This window comes from Clostridium porci, assembly GCF_009696375.1.
GTDB classification, from domain to species: domain Bacteria; phylum Bacillota; class Clostridia; order Lachnospirales; family Lachnospiraceae; genus Enterocloster; species Enterocloster porci.
In genome coordinates, this window is sequence record NZ_VUMD01000001.1 from 456,455 (window position 1) to 473,275 (window position 16,821).

The window sequence follows — 16,821 nt, forward strand, 5'->3', positions numbered from 1 at the left end:
GCAGAGTATGAATTTCAATATTATTATCTATATGCTGGGCTGGATTATGAACATAGAAGCCCTGTTTATGCTGCTGCCTGTGATGACAGCCGCCATTTACAGGGAATCTATTGGTTTTATCTATCTGGGAGTAGCTGCGGTCTGCGGATTAATTGGCTTTTTTTGTACCAGAAAAAAGCCCAGGCTAACGATGTTTTTTGCCAGAGAGGGCTTTGTTACCGTAGCTTTCGGCTGGATTGTCCTTAGCTTTTTCGGCTGTATGCCCTTTGTTATCAGTGGGGAGATTCCCCATATAATTGACGCTATGTTTGAGATAGTGTCCGGCTTTACAACGACTGGATCTAGTATTATTCCCCAGGTAGAGGACATGTCCAGAGCCACCCTTATGTGGAGAAGCTTTTCACATTGGATCGGAGGCATGGGAATTCTGGTGTTTATTCTTGCCATTCTTCCTATGGCAGGCGATTACAATATGCATATTATGCGTGCGGAAAGCCCCGGACCTTCTGTGGGAAAGCTGGTTCCGAAGCTTCGTATTACTGCCAAGCTGCTCTATTCCATTTATCTTGGCATGACCATTGTAATGGTGATTCTTCTGTTAGCCGGCGGTATGCCCCTTTTTGACAGTATCTGTATGAGCTTTGGAGCGGCTGGTACAGGTGGCTTTTCCTGCCGCAATTTTGGTCAGGCAGGCTATACGATATATCAGCAGGGAGTCATCACGGTTTTTATGCTGCTTTTTGGAGTGAATTTTAACGTATATTTTTTAATGTTGATTCGCCGGCCCAGAGAGGCCTTTCGGTGCGAGGAATTAAGAGGATATCTGGCAGCTGTTGCTATCTCCATTCTCCTGATTACCATTAATATCCGCTCTCTGTTTCCCAGCCTGTTTATGGCCTTTCACCAGGCGGCTTTCCAGGTCTCCTCCATCATCACAACCACCGGCTATGCTACTGTGGATTACAATCAGTGGCCGGAATTTTCCAAGTGCATTCTGCTTTTAATTATGTTTATTGGAGCCTGCGCGGGCAGCACAGGCGGCGGTATGAAGGTATCCCGTGTTATGATTGCTTTCAAGGAAGTGAAAAAGGAGATGTCGGCAGTTATTCATCCGCGCAGCGTGAAGGTCCTCAAATATGAAGGGAAGGCTCTGGATCACAATGTTCTCAGGTCGCTGAATGCTTACATTATTTTATATTTTCTGATATTTGGCATTTCCCTGTTGATTGTAAGTCTGGATAACTTTGATTTTATGACCTCTTTCTCTGCGGTGGCCGCAAACCTGAACAATATTGGCCCCGGCATGTCCATGGTAGGGCCGGTGTCCAATTATTCCTCCTTGTCCTATCTGTCCAAAACGGTGCTTATCTTTGATATGCTGGCAGGAAGGCTGGAACTGTTCCCCATGCTGGTGATTATGTCGCCTGGAACGTGGAAGCAGCGTTAGAGGAACGGCGTTTTTACATTTTTAATTTGTGCCGAAATATATATAAGTGTAGTGATTTGTATTACCATATGAATGTATCTGCGGTTAGACATAATCGCCTTGCCAGTTCTTTTGTTAAGAAAGGTGAATTTCTATCATATACAACGGTTCGATGCCAAAGAAAAAAGTTGGAAAAATTAGAAGAGTATATAAAATCTCCGTGGGGATGTTAACGTATATGAAAAGATTGGCATACAGAACTTCAAGTGAGACGGAAGAGATAAAAAAGAGGAATATAATATCAATGCAGCAAAAGCATATATGCAGGGGGATTATAGAGGGAATCAGCTCCCCCAAAAAATCCAGTTGACATTTCCAGGAAGAAATGTTAATATACATAAGTATGCCGCACAGCGAGGTTCTAAGATTCTGTCCGTTTTTAAGAAGATGCTGGCAGGACACCAAAGCTGGCGAGTAATGATTATAGGAGGTGCCTTTATATGTACGCGATTATTGCAACAGGCGGAAAGCAGTACAAGGTAGCGGAAGGCGATGTCATTAAGGTTGAAAGGCTGGGCGCAGGCGCAGGCGAAACCGTAACATTCGACCAGGTTTTGGCTGTAAACAATGGCGAGCTGCGAATTGGATGCCCAACTGTTTCCGGTGCAACGGTTACTGCAACGGTTGAAAAGGAAGGAAAAGGCAAGAAAGTTATCGTTTACAAGTATAAGAGGAAAACGGGCTATCACAAAAAGAACGGCCACAGACAGCTCTATACCCAGGTTAAAATTGACAAGATCAATGCTTAATACCAGCCGGTATGATTAAAACAACTGTATTAAAACATTCCATAGATTCAGGCAATGTCCTCTACAAAGGCATCCTTATGGAGGGACATGCAGGCTATGCCGTGGAAGGCGAGGATATCATCTGTGCGGCAGTTTCTGCATTAGCACTTAACTTTTTTAACTCTGTTGAGGCATTTACGGAAGACAAATTTGAGGGAAGGGCAGGGGAGGAGAACGTACAGTTTGAGTTCCTCTTCACTTCTGAGATAAGTCCTGAATCGCAGCTCCTTATGAACTCTCTTGTTCTGGGACTTCAGAATATTGAGAGGGATTATGGAAAATCATATATTAATATCAGATTTGAGGAGGTGTAAGATATGTTAAAGATGAACCTTCAATTATTCGCTCATAAGAAGGGTGTTGGCTCTACCAAAAACGGCAGAGACTCTGAGGCCAAAAGACTGGGCGCCAAGAGGGCTGACGGACAGTTTGTACTGGCAGGCAATATCCTGTACAGACAGCGTGGAACCCATATTCATCCTGGCAACAATGTAGGCAAGGGCGGTGACGACACCTTATTTGCTTTAGTAGACGGAGTTGTTAAGTTTGAAAGAAAGGGCAGAGACAGAAAGCAGGTTTCTGTATATCCAAGGGCAATTAACGAATAATTCTTAGGGGCTTCATACTTACCGTATGGAGCTCCTTTTATCAATAGCGCGAAAGAAGGCTGACGGCAGCAGACTTCTTTCGAAACACACCACAGGAGGTGCGATGTATGTTTGCCGATAGTGCAAAAGTTTTTATTAAGTCCGGTAAGGGGGGAGACGGCCATGTATCCTTCCGACGGGAACTGTATATTGCTAACGGAGGACCAGACGGCGGAGATGGAGGCCGGGGCGGAGATGTAATTTTTCAGGTGGATAAGGGGAAGAATACACTTGTGGATTTTCGGCATATCCGCAAATATGCTGCCAAAGACGGAGAACCAGGCGGCAAAAGACGCTGTCACGGCGCTGACGCACAGGATTTAATTGTAAAGGTGCCGGAAGGAACTGTGATTAAGGATTTTGAATCCGGCAAGGTTATTGCTGATATGTCTAAGGATAACCAGCGGGAGGTCATTCTTAAAGGCGGAAGAGGCGGTCTTGGTAATATGCATTTTGCTACCTCCACCATGCAGGTGCCCAAGTACGCTCAGCCCGGTCAGCCAGGACAGGAGCTTTGGGTACAGTTGGAGCTTAAGGTGATTGCAGACGTAGGGCTGGTAGGATTCCCCAATGTAGGAAAATCCACCTTGCTGTCTATAGTCAGTAACGCAAAGCCGGAGATAGCCAATTACCATTTTACGACTCTGAACCCTCATCTGGGGGTAGTAGATTTGAGTGATGGGGAAGGCTTTGTGATGGCAGATATACCAGGACTGATAGAAGGCGCTTCCGAAGGTATAGGACTGGGACATACCTTTTTAAAGCACATTGAAAGAACCAGGGTTTTGGTTCATGTAGTGGATGGAGCTTCTGTTGAGGGCAGGGACCCTCTGGAGGATATACGGATCATCAACCGAGAGCTGGAGGCGTACAATCCACAGCTGCTTACCCGTCCCCAGGTGATTGCGGCTAATAAGATGGATGCAGTGTATGATCATAGGGCTTCAGACAGCATTGTAACAATGCTCCGTAAGGAATTCGAGCCTCAGGGCATAAAGGTATTTCCTATCTCTGCTGTTACTAGGCAGGGCGTTAAGGAGCTGCTTTTTCATGTAAATGAGCTGCTTAAGACGGCGGATAACGGGCCTCTTATATTTGAAAAGGAATTTGAAATTCAATACCAGGGAGATCGCAGCCTGCCTTACGCAGTGGAAAGGGCGCAGGACGGAGCCTTTGTGGTGGAAGGTCCCAGAATTGAGAAAATGCTGGGCTATACCAATCTGGATTCAGAGAAGGGGTTTGATTTTTTTCAAAAATTCCTAAAGTCTACCGGCATTCTGGATGATCTGGAGAAGGCTGGAATAGAAGAAGGGGATACAGTCCGTATGTATGGGCTGGAATTTGATTACTACAAGTAGATAACAAGGGGGCTGAAATAGTTCCTTTCAACCGATACACCTAGATATAACAATAGAAGGAGTTCATATGACGAGTAAGCAGAGAGCCTATTTAAAGGGCTTGGCAATGAATATTGTTCCTGTATTCCAGATTGGAAAGTCAAGTCTTACGCCGGAGATTACCCAGGCTGTAGATGAGGCGCTGGAAGCAAGAGAACTAGTAAAGATTACCGTATTAAAGAATTGTCTGGATGATGGACGCTCCATTGCGGAGAAACTGGCAGAACGAACCCATTCCCAGGTGGTTCAGGTAATCGGAAGAAAAATTGTTCTGTATCGTCCGGCTAAGGATGAGACAAAGCGTAAGATTCGTTTGCCGGAAAAATAAATGGTCTGGATACACAGATTTATGGTTTTGATTAACATAAAAAGAATATGTTAACTAAGGTTTGTTAAAAGAGGGATTTCTATGGCAAAAATAGGAGTTCTGGGAGGAACATTTGACCCCATTCACAATGGACATTTGAGAATAGGAACTGGTGCATACTGGGAATTCGGGCTGGAAAGCATATGGTTTATGCCTTCTGGTATACCGCCGCATAAAAGAGATCATAGGGTTACAGAGGGAGAGATGCGTTGGGATATGGTAAAGCTGGCAGTCGCAGATACTCCCTATTTCTTGTGTTCTGATTTTGAGATAAAGAGAGAGGGAGCAACTTATACAGCCCAGACCCTTGCCCTTTTGAGAGAAGCTTACAGAGAACATGAATTTTATTTTATTGTAGGCGCTGATTCCTTATATGAGATAGAGCAGTGGCATCATCCAGAGCTTGTGATGAAGCACACGGTGATTCTGGCTGCCGGACGGACGTACCGAAGTTGGCATCGCTCCTTTGAGTCGCAGATCCGCTATCTGACAGAGAAGTATAAAGCTAAGATTTATCCCCTTCATATTCCTGAGATAGATATTTCCTCTGAGGAGATACGAAGGGCAGTAGCGGAGGGACGCTCCATTAGGAACTATGTCCCGGCGGCAGTCGCCGATTATATTATTGACCATAGACTCTACCGGGACAGCGAATAAACTTGTGACAGCAGCAAAGGAGATAGTTATATGGAATATCAATATGATCAGATTATGATGCTTCGGACAAAGTTAAAGTCTAAGCTGGAGCCTATGCGATATGAGCATTCTCTTAGTGTGTCTTTTACTTGCTTAAATCTGGCTATGTACCACGGTTATGACATGAATAAAGCGGAGCTAGCTGGATTGATGCATGACTGTGGAAAGCGGTATCCTGATGAGGTAATTTTTAAAAAATGTATGAAGCATGGGATAGAGCTCACCGAAGCTGAACTGGATACACTGCCTGTAATTCACGCTAAGTACGGAGCATGGCTGGCTGAACATAAGTATCACATTGCAGACCGAGAGATTCTGGATGCCATACGCTGCCATACTACCGGTAGGCCTGCAATGACTGTTCTGGACAAAATTCTTTATATAGCGGATTATATTGAGCCTAGGCGCTGCAAGGCGTCGGAACTTCCAAACGTACGAAAGATGGCGTTTACCAGTCTGGACAGGGCTATGTCTATGATTTTATCCAGCACCTTGGATTATCTGAAAAAGAAGGGCGGAACCATAAACCCTGTTACAGTAGAAGCATATGAATACTTTAAAAAGCTTACGAATAGCTGAAAGGAGACAGAAATGAATTCAAAGGAAATGGTGAAACTGGCCTACCAGGCCCTGAGTGACAAAAAAGGTGAAGATATCAAAATCATCGATATTCAGGCAGTGTCCGTACTGGCAGATTATTTTATTATTGCTGACGGAAGCAACCCAAGCCAGGTTCAGGCCATGGCTGACAATGTGGAAGAAGTTCTGGAGAAAGCAGGCTGCGAGAAAAAGCAGATTGAAGGTTATCAGAATGCGAACTGGATTCTGATGGATTATAAGGATGTGATTATCCATATTTTCTGTAAGGAGGATCGTCTGTTCTACGATTTGGAGCGAATCTGGAGAGACGGCAGAACCTTTATTGATGTAAAGGATTTATAATGATAGAAATTCCGGGAATGTAAAAGCGACGGTTCAAAGGGGCTTGTAAGAAGGCAGAGATCCCCTTAAGTGTGTCTGAACCGGTAAGACTGAAAAATCGCTGCAAGAAATGCGATATTAAATTGACAAAAAATCTTCCTTTTTAAACAAACGGACACGGTTCCAAGTGACTTTTTAGTTGCTGGAACCGTGTTTTTGTGCAGCATTATGAAGCCCTGTTTGATAACAGTCCCGTTTAGTAGGTTCTGTATACTTAAAATTTACCCTATGTCAGTTACATCATCCTGATTAATCCGATGACTTTCCCAAGTATCTCCACATGATCGGATATGATAGGCTCCATAGCGTCATTCTCCGGCTGAAGGCGGTAATAGTTTTTCTCCTTAAAGAAACGCTTTACAGTAGCGGAATCGTCCACTAGGGCCACTACAATCTCCCCATTAATGGCAGTAGAACGCTGCTCTACAATCAGCTGATCTCCTGGCAGAATTCCTGCATTTACCATGCTTTCTCCCTTTACTTTCAGCATAAAGGTTTCCGCGTTCGGCAGATTTTCTGCGGGAAATGGAAAATAATCCTCAATCCGTTCCTCCGCTATAATAGGTTCCCCGGCTGCTACCGTGCCGATAAGAGGAATGTTCACCATCTCACGGCGGTTGAAATTAAAGGTGTCGTCCAGAATCTCAATGGTTCTTGGCTTTGTGGGGTCACGTCTTATATAGCCCTTCTCCTCCAGGGCAGAGAGATGGGAATGCACGGAGGAAGTGGATTTAAGATGGACTGCTTCACATATCTCACGGACTGCCGGAGGGTATCCCTTCCTTAATATCGTATCTTTTATGTATTCTAATATCTCTTGCTGTTTAGAAGTCGCTTTCTCCTGAGTCATAACCTAACCTCCTGCTTTTTCTAAATTATATAGTAACATACGTTCAATAAAAATGCAAACTTTTGTTCGTTTTTTTGTTAAAACTCTTGACAAACATTTGTTCTGGCAGTATTATATAGACATACACAAGAACAAACGTTCTTGATTGCGCGCATGAGAGAACCGCCTTAGGGAGGTATGGATATGGATACACGCAGTAGAATATCAACAAACAAGCAGGCAGTGATGAAAGGGATGGGGACTAGAAGGCTGGTCATTACCTGTATTGCAATATTGCTTTTCGTAATTATATTTATGGGCCGTACCATGCTTATTTCCATGGCAAAGGAGGACAAAAGGGCAGCTACACCCTATTATAAGAGTATTCAGATTCAGAAAGGGGACAGCTTGTGGGGAATTGCCAGCAAATATAAGGAAGGAAGCTCTATGAATACCCATGAATATGTAAACCAGTTAAAGCAGATGAACAATTTGAAAAAAGATACGATCCACACAGGACAGTATCTTACGATAGTATACTTTAAATGACACGTGGACAATAATATAATCAATCTGACATTTTCAGAATGAAAATTGGATTGAAGGCAATGTAATATGTGAACTATGATATATAATATTACGTTGCCTTTTATTTTTTGCAGTAATAAAGATGCTGTAAAGCTGTTTAAACAATTTTAGTTCCTGTAGGATTATAAAAATAGCTTACATATATTTTACAAAAAATCAAGATGGAAATAGTGAAAGATTTTTTCCGCCCGTAAAAGGGGGGTTAAAAGAAGCCAGATTTCATCAAAAATCCTATACAAAAATCAGATTGAATCATCAGGCCTTTTGTATAATGTTCTATTTCATAACATTAATATTATTAATTTATAAATATTATGTATTTGAAATTATATAATACAGTGACTATAATAGGGCAGTGCGGAAGAAAGAGAAAGGAGGTTAGAAGAATGGACGGTTTAGTGGAATCTCTCATGGAAGAGCTGAATTGCAATACAGTCTTTACAATTCCGATATTCGGCGGAATTGAAGTGCTGGAATCTGTGGTGGTTACCTGGATTATTATGGCAGTAATTATGGTGCTATCTCTGATTCTGGTCCACAATCTGAAGGTCAGACAGATTAACAGCAGACAGGCAGCTCTGGAAAGTGGAATTTCTTTTCTGTATGATTTTTTCCAGAGCTTGCTCGGGAAGGGGGGAAAGGCCTATATTCCCTATCTCATTACCATTGTTATCTACATAGGAATAGCTAATATGATTGGTCTCTTTGGTTTCAAGTCTCCAACTAAGGATTTGAATGTGACAATCAGCTTGGCTGTGATGAGCATCATTCTTGTGGAAGCGGCAGGAATTCGGAAAAAGGGGGTAAAGGGATGGCTTAAGAGCTTTGCAGAGCCCATTGCTATTATTGCTCCCATTAATGTTTTGGAGCTTTTTATCCGGCCTTTGTCCCTGTGCATGCGGTTGTTCGGCAATGTGCTGGGGGCGATTGTAGTTATGGCGCTGATTAAGCATTTGCTACCTCTTATTGTACCGCTGCCTTTTAGTTTTTATTTTGATATATTTGATGGAGTGATACAGGCTTATGTGTTTGTATTCCTTACGTCCTTATATATAAAAGAGGCAATAGAAGAATAATCAACCAAACTTTTTGAAAAAGATTGAGGAAAAGGAGAATCATATTATGACAGGATTAATCGCATTAGGAGCAGCAGTGGCAGTTATTACAGGTATTGGAGCAGGCATCGGCATTGGCATGGCCACCTCTAAAGCAGTGGATGCTATCGCCAGACAGCCAGAGGCCGACGGAAAGATTACAAAGGCCCTTCTGCTGGGATGTGCCCTGGCTGAGGCAACTGCTATTTATGGCTTTGTTATCGGTCTTTTAATTATTCTGTTTTTAAAATAATCTTGGACAGGAAGGCGTTTGAATATGTTAAATATAAGCATTTGGAACATAGCCTGTACAGTCATTAATATTTTGGTTTTGTATCTCTTTATGAGGCATTTTCTTTTTGGCCCGATTAGCAGGATCATGGAAGAACGGAAAGCCATGATAGAGGCGGATCTGGATAAAGCCAGCCAGGCCAAAAAGGAAGCGGAGCAGATGAAGGGACAGTATGAGGCTTCCATAGGAAATGCAGAGGCAGAAGCAGCAAGATTGATTGCTGATGCAAAAGCCAAAGCAGGTGAGGCTTATGATAAGATTATAGAACAGGCCAGATTAGATTCTTCCAGACAGATAGAAGATGCAGAGAAGGCGATTGCTCTGGAGCGGGAAAAAGCCATGAGCGATCTTCAGGCTGGCGTAGCTGGACTGGCTATGACAGCTGCTGCAAAGCTATTGAGGGAACAGAGCAGGCCAGAAGATGACCGAAGCCGATATACTCGTTTTTTAGCAGAAGCAGGTGAAGGACATGACTGAGAAGGCAGGAATATACGGAACCGTATTGTATGAGCTTGAAATTCCTCTACCTATGGGCCAGGAAGCAGCCAGGCTTATTGGTAGTAATTCTGATTTAAAGGAAGCTCTCACAAGTCCTGTGGTTCCGATAAAAAATAAATACATAATAATAGAAAAAGTATTCAGGGAGCCTGCATTTTCCTCCCTGATGGTTCGTTTTTTAAAGAAGGCCTGTGATGCGGGCTGCATCGGACAGATGGAGGATATAGTAGAGTCTGCCAGAGCCTGCGCTCTGAAAGCAGAAGGAACTATGGAGGCGGAGCTTCATTATGTAACCATGCCGGATGAAGCCCAGATTGCAGGAATGAAAAACTTTTTATGTAGGCACCATGGCAAAAGGGATGTACTCCTTGTTCTTGTGGAAGAACCGGCTCTGATAGGCGGATTTATTCTCAAGACGGGAGATATAGAATATGATTACAGCCTGAGAGGTCAGATAAGCAGACTGTCTCAGGCGGTAGCAGGATAGGAGTCTTGATATGAGTACAATCAGTTCCCAGGAAATTATCTCCATTATAAAAAGTGAAATTGAACAGTTTGATACCCATAGCGGTCAAGAGCAGGAGGTTGGCTCTGTTATTTGGGTAGGAGATGGCATTGCCATTGTTTATGGAATTCATCATGCCATGTATGGAGAGATTGTAGTGTTTGAAAACGGTGTCCGGGGAATGGTCCAGGATATCCGAAAAGATGAAATGGGCGTAATCTTATTTGGTAAGGATACAGAGGTAGCCCAAGGCACAAAGGTAGTTCGCACGAAAAAGAGGGCCGGAGTACCTGTTGGAAGTGAATTTTTAGGTCGGGTAGTTAACTCTTTGGGTGACCCAATTGACGGTCTTGGCCCCATAAAAGAAGAGGATTACCGTCCAGTAGAGGAAGATGCCCCCAGCATTGTAGACAGAAAATCTGTAAGCGTTCCAATGGAAACTGGTATCCTGGCCATTGATTCCATGTTTCCCATTGGACGCGGACAAAGAGAGCTAATTATCGGTGATCGTCAAACAGGTAAAACCTCCATTGCAGTTGATACCATTTTAAATCAAAGGGGTAAAGATGTCATATGCATCTATGTTGCTATCGGTCAGAAGGCATCCACTGTAGCAAAACTGGTGTCCACTCTTAAGAAGGGAGGAGCCATGGATTACACCATCGTCGTTTCTTCCACGGCCAGCGAGCCGGCGCCTCTTCAGTACATAGCTCCTTATTCCGGTACAGCTATGGCTGAGTTTTTTATGTATCAGGGAAAAGATGTACTGATTGTCTATGATGATCTGTCAAAGCATGCGGTGGCATACCGTGCGTTGTCCCTGCTTTTGGAGCGTTCTCCAGGACGTGAGGCTTATCCGGGAGATGTATTTTATCTTCATTCCCGACTGCTGGAGCGTTCCAGTCGATTGAGTGATGAGAAGGGCGGAGGTTCTATTACAGCCCTCCCAATAATAGAAACCCAGGCGGGAGATGTATCTGCTTATATTCCTACCAATGTTATTTCGATCACAGACGGTCAGATATTTCTGGAAAGCGACCTGTTTTTTTCAGGCATGAGACCAGCTGTAAACGTTGGTTTATCTGTGTCCCGTGTGGGTGGAGCTGCCCAGACAAAGGCTATGAAAAAAGCCTCTGGCAGTATTCGTATTGATTTGGCCCAGTACAGAGAGATGGAAGTGTTTACTCAATTCAGTTCGGATTTGGACGAAGCTACCAAAGAGCAGCTGGCCTATGGAAAACGCTTGATGGAGCTTTTAAAGCAGCCTCTTGGAAGACCCTTAAGTCTTCATGAGCAGGTGATCACACTCTGCACTGCAACCCATAAAGTAATGCTTTCTGTAGATGTGGAAAGGATAAAGGAATTTCAGATGAATATGCTGGAATGGTTTGATGAAAAGCATCCGGAAATCGGAAAAGAAATTGACGAAGTCAAAGTGCTGACTGATAAACTGACCCAGAAAATCGTGGACTATGCTAATGACTATAAGGCATCAATTTGAATAAGAAGGAGTTTCTATGGCAAATGCAAGAGAAATCCTGAGCCGTATGAAAAGCGTCCAGGACACTAAGAAAATTACCAATGCCATGTATCTGATTTCTTCTACGAAACTAAAAAAAAGCAGGAAGCTTCTGGATGAGACAGAGCCCTACTTTTATACCCTTCAGGATGTAATTCACCGGATTTTACGCCATATGCCGGAGATGGAGCATTTCTATTTTACCTCTGGAGGAGAGCGGAAGGAGGAGGAGAGAATAAAGGCATTAATTGTCATTACCGGAGATAAAGGGCTGGCCGGCTCCTACAACCATAATGTTCTTAAGATTGCCCATGAATGGATGAATGAAAGCAAAAATCACAGGCTCTATGTAGTGGGAGAGATGGGACGTCATTATTTTGGTTCAAAGCATATCCGTGTAGAAGAACAGTTTCACTATACAGTACAGAATCCTACAATGCACAGGGCAAGAATGATTGCCTCCACTGTACTGGAGGAGTATCAGAATAAAAACCTGGATGAAGTATGGATTCTTTTTACTCAGATGATTAACAGCATGAAGATGGAGGCCCAGCTGGAACAGCTTCTTCCTCTAAAACGTGAAGATTTCAGCGACATTGTGATTCCGGCGGACATTATTCAGGAGGAGATACAGATGTTTCCTTCGCCTGAGGCAGTTCTGGAAAATGTAGTTCCCAACTATATTACAGGCTTTGTGTTCGGCGCATTGGTAGAGTCCTTCTGCAGTGAGCAGAATGCCAGAATGATGGCCATGCAATCAGCCAGTGACAATGCCAACGCAATATTAAATGATTTGACCATTGAATATAACCGGGTGCGCCAGGCAGCTATTACCCAGGAGATAACTGAGGTAATAAGTGGTGCAAAAGCCCAGAGAAAAAAAGGATAGAAGGAGGCAGTCATGAGCAAGGGAAAAATTATACAGGTTATGGGACCTGTGGTTGACGTGGCTTTTGAAGATGACCATCTTCCGCATATAAAGGATGCATTGGCAGTTAATAACCAGGGAAAGCGGTGTATAATGGAGGTGGCCCAGCATATAGGAGGAAATGTAGTTCGCTGTATTATGCTGGCATCCAGTGACGGCTTGTGCAAGGATATGGAAGTGGAACCCACAGGAGCAGGTATCCAGGTTCCTGTAGGCAGGAAAACCCTTGGACGTCTCTTTAACGTTCTTGGAGAAACCATTGATGGGGGAGAAAGCCTGGATGGAGAGGAGAAATGGGTGATTCACCGCGATCCTCCCTCCTTTGAGGATCAGAGTCCTGTTGTAGAAATGCTGGAGACAGGAATCAAAGTCATTGATTTGTTGGCTCCCTATGCTAAGGGCGGAAAAATTGGCCTTTTTGGCGGTGCCGGTGTAGGTAAAACAGTTTTAATCCAGGAACTGATAACAAATATTGCAACCGAACATGGCGGCTATTCTATCTTTACAGGTGTTGGGGAGCGTTCCCGTGAGGGAAATGACCTGTGGTCCGAGATGGGGGAGTCCGGTGTCTTAGAAAAGACGGCCTTAGTATTTGGGCAAATGAATGAACCGCCGGGCGCACGTATGCGGGTAGCTGAAACAGGTCTAACGATGGCAGAGTATTTCAGAGATGTGGAGCATCAGAATGTATTGTTGTTCATTGATAATATCTTCCGCTTTGTTCAGGCAGGCTCCGAGGTGTCCGCACTTCTTGGACGTATGCCGTCAGCAGTAGGCTACCAGCCGACTCTGGCTACTGAAGTAGGTGAGCTTCAGGAGAGAATCGCTTCCACAAAGAACGGTTCTGTTACCTCTGTACAGGCTGTTTATGTACCAGCAGATGACTTAACCGACCCGGCTCCCGCTACTACCTTTGCACATCTGGACGCAACCACAGTCCTTTCCAGAAAGATTGTAGAGCAGGGTATCTATCCGGCTGTTGACCCTCTGGAGTCCACTTCCCGCATTTTGGAGGCGGATGTAGTGGGGCAGGAGCATTATGAGGTTGCTGGAAGGGTACAGCAGATGCTTCAGAAATATAAGGAGCTTCAGGATATTATCGCAATTCTGGGTATGGAAGAATTGTCGGAGGAAGATAAGCTGACAGTAAACCGTGCCAGAAAGATTCAAAGATTTTTGTCACAGCCTTTCCACGTAGCGGAAAACTTTACAGGCATTCCTGGAAAGTATGTGCCTGTAAAGGAAACGATACGAGGATTTAAGGCTATTATAGATGGAGAGATGGATTCATATCCAGAGGCCGCTTTCTTTAACGTGGGAACCATTGATGATGTGATTGAAAAGGCAAGATTAATGGAGCATCAGGAATGATAGAATAGTGGAGCTGTTGCAAAATAGAGATCGATCAAATAAAAACAGTTTTTTCGTGAAAACCTATTTTTCAGCAGCCCAGTATATGTTCAGAAAGGAGCTTGGCGTATATGACATCATTTTATCTCAAAATTGTCGCCAGTGATCACGTGTTTTTCAGTGGGAGGTGCGAGTCTCTGGCGGTTCCGGCTGAGGACGGAGAGGTGGGTATATTGCCTCACCATGAGGCTATGATTCTGGCAACAAAAGAAGGAGAGGTTCGGTTTCGGCCTGTGGGAGAGGGGAACTGGCGCAAGGCGATTACAGGACGGGGAATCGTGCAGGTTGCTAATAACCGGATTATTATTCTTGTAGATACGGCTGAGCGGCCTGAGGATATTGATGAGGCTCGAGCCAGAGAGGCTCTGGCCAGGGCGAAGGAGCAGCTTCGTCAAAAGCAGAGTCTTAGAGAATTTAAAATGTCTCAGGCATCTATGGCACGAGCTTTGAGCAGGCTGAAGGGAAGCCACCTAAAAGAACTATAATAACATGATACGCTGCGTTTAACCTGAAAAAGTTCCGACTGAATTTTCCTGCTTCCTACAGCCATTTTGAATTCTGAATAAGAAAGCTGCAGAAATCCTTTACAATGGGGTTATCATTCCCATGCGGTGAACACATGAGTATAATCTGCCTTCTGCAAACCTGATCCTTGATAGGAAGAAGCTTTACTGGAGAATGGGCGGCCATCGGCCCCCAGTCAGAGGTTAAGGGCCCCCAGGAATACTGAGGCCAGAAACCGATGCCCAGACCTGCAGCTATCAGATTGCGCACAGATTCAGTAGTGTCACTTTCAAAAATAACATTGGGAGTGAAATCTGCTTCGGAAAAATAGCTGTTGCATATTTGGCGTATAGGCCGGGAGCCGGCCAGGCATATATAGCCAGCATTTCTGGTTTCCGACAGACGGATGGAGTCCTTGTTCCCGTAAGGAGAGTGAGCAGGAACCGCCAGATAAAGCTCCTCCTCCAGCATAACCATGGCATTTGGGTATTCCTCATTGGGCTGATCGGATCGGACGGCTGAAACACACAGGTCAAAATCCGCTTGGGTGTCTGCCGACTGATACAGCTGAAAGTTTACGTCAGGACGCAGAGCTCGATAAGCAATGATTCGATTGGTAATCAGAGTAGAGGCTGCCAGAAGCTTCAAATGGATCGTATGGCTGGCTTGGTACTGGCCCTCTTTTAATTCTTGCGGAATCCGGTCCAGGGCACTTATAAGAGGAAGAAGGCGCTTCTGGAGAAGCTTTCCTGCATCATTTAGCTCAATGCTGCGATTTTTGCGTTCAAAAAGAGAAACTCCCAGTTCTGTTTCCAGACGATGTATAGCCTGAGAAAGCGCAGGCTGTGCTATTTGAAGTTGCTCAGCTGCTTTTGTCATGTGCTCATATTGAGCGGCTGTGAGAAAATATCGTAATTGTAATAATTCCATGGTTTTACCTCAATGTACTTATATTTATAGGAAGAGATTTACGCCTGGGTAAGTATACCGGCAAAAGTGCAACGCTACGTTAATGATTTAGTTTCACGAAGCTTTACCTTGTTTCTGGCGTTTCTTCGGCGTTCATCTTCCAGGGCAGCGTAATGCCGTTTGGTAGTATTAACGTCTGAATGTCCTAATACATCTGCAACCAGATATATGTCGCCTGTTTCTCGATAGAGATTAGTACCGTAAGTACTGCGCAATTTATGCGGGGTAATGGGCTTTAGAGGTGCTATAGTACATGCGTATTTCTTTACAAGATTTTCTACACTTCGGACGGACATGCGCTTACGCTGAAGAGAGAGGAAACATGCATCTTCATGTCCATTCTCTGGAATAATTCGCTTACGTTCCTCCAGATAATCCAGGAGAGCATCCTCAACCTCGGTGCCAAAATAAACAGTAACCTCCTTACCTCCCTTACGGTAAATCCGAATGCCGCCATTTTTAAAGTCAATGTCAGCAATATTAAGTCCCACACATTCTGAGACTCTAATCCCTGTTCCAAGCAGAAGCGTAAGGAGAGCCAAATCGCGTCTTTTTGTCTTATGATGGAAGTTTTTTTGTTTGTCCGTCAATTTATTCCCATGTTCAACAGCATCCAGAAGAAGTGCAACCTCATCTACATCCAAACGAATGATTTCTTTTTCATGAAGCTTAGGAAGCTGAACCAGAGCCGCTGGATTGTTTTTTATACGTTCATTGCGATAAAAATAATTATAGAAGCTTTTTAAAGAAGAAATCTTGCGCATAATGCCTCGTTCCTTATTCATAACTTCCTGCTTTTTCTCATTAAAGCGATATTTTAAGTACTCCATATATTCCTCAAAATCAGTTACCGAAAGCTGTTCCAGATAGTCAAGAGAAATATCCTTTAATTTAAGCTTTGAAAGAACTGGATTCTCTTTCTGTAAAAAATTGAAAAAAACATGAAGATCGTATGCATATGCAATTCTGGTTCTGGAGGAAGTCCTTGGCTCAATTCCACGAAAAAAATCAGAGCAGAAGGGAGGAAGGCTTTTGATTAAATTGCGGAGCTTTAAAATATTTTCTTTGTCTATTTGTTCATGATATGATAAATTGCTCATGGGTATAAATACCTCATTTCTTGTGCATTTCTTAAAAAAGGTTGTAGTTTACTTATATGCATAACCTTTTTAAGGATTTATTAGGTTTAAGAATTAAACTATTCGTTAAACTAGACAAGAACGAATAGTTTCCCTCTATTTAATTAAGTATACACGAACACCGCCATTAAAGCAACTTAAAATCCGATAAGACATCCGACACCTTCTCATGAACCGCCGTAAG

Annotated in this window: 21 protein-coding genes; 18 read left to right on the forward strand and 3 right to left on the reverse strand. The window is 43.7% G+C overall.

Translation table 11 applies throughout. The features are described 5' to 3' along the window. Positions 1 to 7: 7 nt before the first annotated feature. The 9 genes from FYJ39_RS02075 (at position 8) to rsfS (ending at position 6,323) form a co-directional block, all read left to right on the forward strand. Positions 8 to 1,447: a TrkH family potassium uptake protein gene (locus FYJ39_RS02075; protein ID WP_154470796.1), complete on the forward strand. Its 1,440-nt coding sequence runs from the start codon at positions 8 to 10 to the stop codon at positions 1,445 to 1,447. A gap of 479 nt (positions 1,448 to 1,926) precedes the next feature. After that, on the forward strand, positions 1,927 to 2,235 hold the full coding sequence (gene rplU, locus FYJ39_RS02080; RefSeq protein ID WP_154470797.1) for a 50S ribosomal protein L21: 309 nt from the start codon (positions 1,927 to 1,929) through the stop codon (positions 2,233 to 2,235). Positions 2,236 to 2,246: 11 nt separating this feature from the next. Next, positions 2,247 to 2,588 (forward strand): ribosomal-processing cysteine protease Prp, encoded by a 342-nt coding sequence (locus FYJ39_RS02085; protein WP_154470798.1) that lies wholly within the window; start codon positions 2,247 to 2,249, stop codon positions 2,586 to 2,588. A gap of 3 nt (positions 2,589 to 2,591) precedes the next feature. Beyond that, complete coding sequence (rpmA, locus tag FYJ39_RS02090) at positions 2,592 to 2,882, forward strand: 50S ribosomal protein L27 (protein WP_007864521.1); 291 nt, start codon at positions 2,592 to 2,594, stop codon at positions 2,880 to 2,882. Positions 2,883 to 2,989: 107 nt separating this feature from the next. Continuing rightward, entirely contained in the window at positions 2,990 to 4,279 is a 1,290-nt protein-coding gene (gene obgE, locus FYJ39_RS02095; protein WP_154470799.1) for a GTPase ObgE, read from the forward strand. 67 nt (positions 4,280 to 4,346) lie between these two features. Next, positions 4,347 to 4,646 carry a ribosome assembly RNA-binding protein YhbY gene (gene yhbY, locus FYJ39_RS02100; protein WP_154470800.1) on the forward strand — a complete coding sequence of 100 codons (300 nt, stop codon included), beginning with the start codon at positions 4,347 to 4,349 and terminating at the stop codon, positions 4,644 to 4,646. Between the two features lie 81 nt (positions 4,647 to 4,727). Continuing rightward, positions 4,728 to 5,342 carry a nicotinate-nucleotide adenylyltransferase gene (gene nadD / locus FYJ39_RS02105; RefSeq protein ID WP_154470801.1) on the forward strand — a complete coding sequence of 205 codons (615 nt, stop codon included), beginning with the start codon at positions 4,728 to 4,730 and terminating at the stop codon, positions 5,340 to 5,342. A 30-nt stretch (positions 5,343 to 5,372) separates the two neighbouring features. After that, a complete protein-coding gene (gene yqeK, locus FYJ39_RS02110) occupies positions 5,373 to 5,960 on the forward strand; it encodes a bis(5'-nucleosyl)-tetraphosphatase (symmetrical) YqeK (RefSeq protein WP_154470802.1) in 588 nt (195 codons plus the stop codon). A 12-nt stretch (positions 5,961 to 5,972) separates the two neighbouring features. Next, the gene (gene rsfS / locus FYJ39_RS02115; protein WP_154470803.1) at positions 5,973 to 6,323 is read left to right on the forward strand and encodes a ribosome silencing factor; all 351 of its coding nucleotides are present in this window, start codon (positions 5,973 to 5,975) and stop codon (positions 6,321 to 6,323) included. A gap of 274 nt (positions 6,324 to 6,597) precedes the next feature. On the opposite strand, the gene lexA is transcribed toward rsfS, so the two are convergent. After that, positions 6,598 to 7,212, reverse strand: coding sequence for a transcriptional repressor LexA (gene lexA, locus FYJ39_RS02120; RefSeq protein ID WP_154470804.1), 615 nt, complete (start codon positions 7,210 to 7,212; stop codon positions 6,598 to 6,600). 183 nt (positions 7,213 to 7,395) lie between these two features. Here lexA and yneA point away from each other — a divergent pair, with 183 nt between their 5' ends. The 9 genes from yneA (at position 7,396) to atpC (ending at position 14,510) form a co-directional block, all read left to right on the forward strand. Then, positions 7,396 to 7,740, forward strand: coding sequence for a cell division suppressor protein YneA (gene yneA, locus FYJ39_RS02125; RefSeq protein ID WP_235919701.1), 345 nt, complete (start codon positions 7,396 to 7,398; stop codon positions 7,738 to 7,740). 425 nt (positions 7,741 to 8,165) lie between these two features. Beyond that, complete coding sequence (locus tag FYJ39_RS02130; RefSeq protein WP_154470805.1) at positions 8,166 to 8,855, forward strand: F0F1 ATP synthase subunit A; 690 nt, start codon at positions 8,166 to 8,168, stop codon at positions 8,853 to 8,855. Positions 8,856 to 8,901: 46 nt separating this feature from the next. Then, positions 8,902 to 9,126, forward strand: coding sequence for an ATP synthase F0 subunit C (gene atpE, locus FYJ39_RS02135; RefSeq protein ID WP_154470806.1), 225 nt, complete (start codon positions 8,902 to 8,904; stop codon positions 9,124 to 9,126). Positions 9,127 to 9,150: 24 nt separating this feature from the next. Further along, on the forward strand, positions 9,151 to 9,642 hold the full coding sequence (gene atpF, locus FYJ39_RS02140; protein ID WP_154470807.1) for a F0F1 ATP synthase subunit B: 492 nt from the start codon (positions 9,151 to 9,153) through the stop codon (positions 9,640 to 9,642). Continuing rightward, positions 9,635 to 10,150, forward strand: coding sequence for a F0F1 ATP synthase subunit delta (locus FYJ39_RS02145; RefSeq protein ID WP_154470808.1), 516 nt, complete (start codon positions 9,635 to 9,637; stop codon positions 10,148 to 10,150). The genes atpF and FYJ39_RS02145 overlap by 8 nt, the downstream gene beginning before the upstream one ends. 10 nt (positions 10,151 to 10,160) lie before the next feature. After that, positions 10,161 to 11,669 carry a F0F1 ATP synthase subunit alpha gene (gene atpA, locus FYJ39_RS02150; RefSeq protein ID WP_154470809.1) on the forward strand — a complete coding sequence of 503 codons (1,509 nt, stop codon included), beginning with the start codon at positions 10,161 to 10,163 and terminating at the stop codon, positions 11,667 to 11,669. 16 nt (positions 11,670 to 11,685) lie between these two features. Then, positions 11,686 to 12,576 carry an ATP synthase F1 subunit gamma gene (gene atpG / locus FYJ39_RS02155; protein WP_154470810.1) on the forward strand — a complete coding sequence of 297 codons (891 nt, stop codon included), beginning with the start codon at positions 11,686 to 11,688 and terminating at the stop codon, positions 12,574 to 12,576. A 12-nt stretch (positions 12,577 to 12,588) separates the two neighbouring features. After that, positions 12,589 to 13,986, forward strand: coding sequence for a F0F1 ATP synthase subunit beta (gene atpD, locus FYJ39_RS02160; protein WP_154470811.1), 1,398 nt, complete (start codon positions 12,589 to 12,591; stop codon positions 13,984 to 13,986). Between the two features lie 110 nt (positions 13,987 to 14,096). Further along, positions 14,097 to 14,510: an ATP synthase F1 subunit epsilon gene (gene atpC, locus FYJ39_RS02165; protein ID WP_154470812.1), complete on the forward strand. Its 414-nt coding sequence runs from the start codon at positions 14,097 to 14,099 to the stop codon at positions 14,508 to 14,510. A gap of 55 nt (positions 14,511 to 14,565) precedes the next feature. Here atpC and FYJ39_RS02170 read toward each other — a convergent pair whose 3' ends face one another. Continuing rightward, a complete protein-coding gene (locus tag FYJ39_RS02170) occupies positions 14,566 to 15,459 on the reverse strand; it encodes a LysR family transcriptional regulator (RefSeq protein ID WP_154470813.1) in 894 nt (297 codons plus the stop codon). Positions 15,460 to 15,533: 74 nt separating this feature from the next. Next, the gene (locus FYJ39_RS02175; protein WP_154470814.1) at positions 15,534 to 16,598 is read right to left on the reverse strand and encodes a tyrosine-type recombinase/integrase; all 1,065 of its coding nucleotides are present in this window, start codon (positions 16,596 to 16,598) and stop codon (positions 15,534 to 15,536) included. Between the last annotated feature and the right edge of the window lie 223 nt (positions 16,599 to 16,821).